The 3,089-nt window shown below is 71.3% G+C and carries 3 protein-coding genes; 2 read left to right on the top strand and 1 reads right to left on the bottom strand.

Annotation, left to right across the window (positions count from 1 at the left end; translation table 11 throughout):
* Window positions 1-118: 118 nt before the first annotated feature.
* Both AADI75_RS16015 and AADI75_RS16010 read left to right on the top strand, forming a co-directional pair.
* Complete coding sequence (locus tag AADI75_RS16015; RefSeq protein WP_341209981.1) at window positions 119-1,189, top strand: hypothetical protein; 1,071 nt, start codon at window positions 119-121, stop codon at window positions 1,187-1,189.
* A complete protein-coding gene (locus tag AADI75_RS16010) occupies window positions 1,189-2,565 on the top strand; it encodes a HAMP domain-containing sensor histidine kinase (RefSeq protein WP_341209980.1) in 1,377 nt (458 codons plus the stop codon). Before AADI75_RS16015 ends, AADI75_RS16010 begins: the two co-directional genes overlap by 1 nt.
* Window positions 2,566-2,721: 156 nt before the next feature.
* On the opposite strand, the gene AADI75_RS16005 is transcribed toward AADI75_RS16010, so the two are convergent.
* Window positions 2,722-3,089, bottom strand: a 368-nt coding sequence (locus AADI75_RS16005; RefSeq protein WP_341209979.1) for a citrate/2-methylcitrate synthase, incomplete at its 5' end; no start/stop codon positions are given.

Here is a 3,089-nt window from a genome sequence, read left to right as displayed (position 1 = left end):
CGAGGCCAGCGAAGGAGTAAACTCGGCCAGCGTCTCGGATGGCAGTCATGAGAGCCGTGCATTAACGAACCCGGGATAACAGGGGAGTATGTCGGCCTCCTCTCCTCATGCCAGCGTCATGGGCGATCCTGCGCGGCTCGCGTCCTATGCGGCCGACGCCGAGCGCGCGGCGGAGCGTCGTCTGTTGGTCGCAGTTGAGGATATCTTCCTGTCGCAGCCCGGCCGGCTGGACGATCGCACGCGCGCGGCGACGCTGCGGCTGGCCGAGGCGACGATCGGCGCGACCGAGCAGCAGATTTCGGGCGATGCAGCGCGCACGCTGATGGCGGCGGGACGGCGCGAGGCGGCGGCCGTGCTGGGATCGAATCGCTCGTTGGCGTGGCCGCGGCTGCTGGATGCGGGATTGATGCGCGACACCGACCTGATCGGCGCGTTGATCGCACAGGCGCGCGTCGATCTGCTCGACGAATCACTTGCGGCACGACGCGCGCCGGATGCGGGGCCGACGCTGGTGACGATGCTGATCGAGCGCGGCGACGCGGCGCAGCGCGCGGCGGCGAGCGATTACCTGTTGGCCGACGGTAAGCGGCGGATGGGCGTCGACGGCCGTCAGGCGATCCTACCGGCGGCGACGCAGGCGCGCATCGCCTGGTGGGTTGCCGCGGCGCTGCGCGAGCAACTGGGTGCCGAGGGGGGCGCGGTGGCGGACGCAGCGCTGTGCGACGCGGCGCAACAGCGGATCGCGCGTGCCAACGAGGGCCAGGTGAGCGACGCCGCGGCGCGGCTGGCCCAGGTGCTGTCGCCGACGGTCGTGGAGCGCGGGCCCCTGATGGTGCGCGCGCTGGAGAGTGCGCGGACGCCGTTGTTCGCGGCATTGCTGGCCGACGCGATCGGCATCGATGCCGAGGCGGCGCTGTCGCTGGTGCTCGATTCGACAAGCGATCGATTGTGGCTGGCCTTGCGTGCGGCGGAGCTGGACCGCAATGCGATCGCGCGCGCCGGCTTCCTGCTGTCCGAGGCGGATCGCGAGCGTGACCTGACGATGCTGATCGAGGTGCTCGATCCGTTGGGGGCGCTCGATCCCGCGGCGGCGACGGCAGCGATCGCGACCTTGCGGCTGCCGGGCGACTTCCGCGCGGCGGTGCGCGCGCTGGCGACACGGGCACCGGCCGGGCGGGCGGGGATTTGATGCGCGGCGCCTTTCACGCCCTGCTCGATGCCGATGACCGCGTGCTGAGCGGCGACGCATGTTTTGCGGAGCTGAACGATCGCGCCGGCGGGCGGATGGGGGCCGCGCTGGCGCTGGCGGCGGTCGCCGCGCTGGTGCGGATCGCGCGCGGGCTGCGCATCCCGGTCGCGCGCACGATCGCGATCGGTGACGTCGAGAGCGACGGCGACTGGCATGTCCGCGCGGTGCCCGATGCGGACGGGACGGTGGCGCTGGCGGCGACGCTGCTGCGGGAGCGGCCGTGCGCGACGTCGTCGGCCAGCGCAATCGTCGCCGCGGAGCCGCCCGCCGACGCGGCCTGGTCGTGGGAGGTCGACAGCGGCCTGCGCATCACGCGCGTCGATGCGGTTGCGGTGGCGCGGCACGGGATCGATCCGGTGGTGCTGCTGGGGCAGCCGCTGACGACGTTGTTCGTGCTGGAGGCGCGCGGCGACGGCGCGATGCCGCTGCTCGAATCGGTATCGAACGTGCGCGATTTCAGCGGGCAGGCGGCGGTGGTGCGGGCCAGCGGCGCGCGGGTCACGCTGGCGGGGCGTGTGCGCTACGACGCGGCGGCCGGCTTCGCGGGGTTCGTCGGCGGTGTCTACACCGGGGTCGCCGCCGGGGTGCGCGGCGGGCTGACCGGCGCCTTCAACGCGCGGCTGCACCGCGTACTGCGCGCCCCGCTCGACACGATCATCACCCAGGCCGAAAGCATCAGCGGCGCCGACGAGTCGGGCGTCGGCGCGCATTACCGCGAATATGCCGCGGATATCGCCAGCGCGGGCCGGCATCTGATGGGATTGGTCGACGATCTGGTCGACATGGAAGCGATCGAGCGCGGCGACCTGGTCGTCGCACGCGTGCCGCTCGACCTGGCCGCCGTCGCGCGCGAGGGCGCGGGGCTGCTGGCCGGACGCGCTGCCGCGCGCGGGGTGACGATCGCGCCGCTGACCGGAGACGCGACCGCGATGGCGCAGGGGGATTACCGGCGCGCGCTGCAGATCGTCCTCAATTTGCTGGGCAACGCGATCGATTACTCGCCGGAGGGCGGGGTGGTGCGGATGCGGGTCAAGCGCCGCGACGCGCAGGTGCGGCTGCTGGTGTCCGACGAGGGGCGCGGGATCGCGGCGCCCGAACAGGCGCGGATCTTCGAGAAATTCGTGCGTGGCGACGACAGCGTGCCGGGGGGCAGCGGCCTGGGCCTCTACATCGCGCGGCGGCTGGCGCAGGCGATGGACGGGGCACTGACCGTCGAAAGCGAGCTGGGGCGCGGCGCGTGCTTTACGCTCGCGCTGCCCGCCGCCTCAGCGCAAGCGCCGGGCGAGCAGGATCAGCAGCAAGCCAAAGATCGCTAGACCGCTGCCGTAATCGGCCCAGATGCCGCGCCCCAGCATGAAGCTGGAGCGCGGCCAGTTCACATAGCCCAGCCCCTGCGCGATCCACAAAGCCCCCATCAAAGTGCAAAGCACGCCGATGACGGTCAGGAGCGGGCGGAGCCGGAGCATACGGGCTCAGCGCTGGCCGACGGGGACGTAGCTGCGCTGCGTCGGGCCGGTGTAGAGCTGACGCGGACGGCCGATCTTCTGGTCGGGATCGGTGATCATCTCGTTCCACTGCGCGACCCAGCCGACGGTACGGGCGAGTGCGAAGAGCACGGTGAACATCTCGGTCGGGAAGCCGATCGCCGACAGGATGACGCCCGAATAGAAGTCGACGTTCGGGAACAGCTTCTTCTCGACGAAATAATCGTCGCTCAGCGCGATCTCTTCGAGGCGGAGCGCGGTCTCGAACAGCGGATCGTTGACCTTCAGCGCGTCGAACACTTCGCGCACGGTCTTCTGCATCACGGTCGCGCGCGGGTCGTAGTTCTTGTAGACGC

The organism is uncultured Sphingomonas sp., from assembly GCF_964021865.1.
Classification (GTDB): Bacteria; Pseudomonadota; Alphaproteobacteria; order Sphingomonadales; family Sphingomonadaceae; genus Sphingomonas.
The sequence above is the reverse complement of the archived record's forward strand: the minus strand, read 5'-3'. Positions and strand labels throughout refer to the sequence as shown.

Bases quoted from the DNA above. Each gene is read 5' to 3' on its own strand.
- AADI75_RS16015 (WP_341209981.1), top strand. From the start codon at position 119: ATGGGCGATCCTGCGCGGCTCGCGTCCTATGCGGCCGACGCCGAGCGC.
- AADI75_RS16010 (WP_341209980.1), top strand. From the start codon at position 1,189: ATGCGCGGCGCCTTTCACGCCCTGCTCGATGCCGATGACCGCGTGCTG.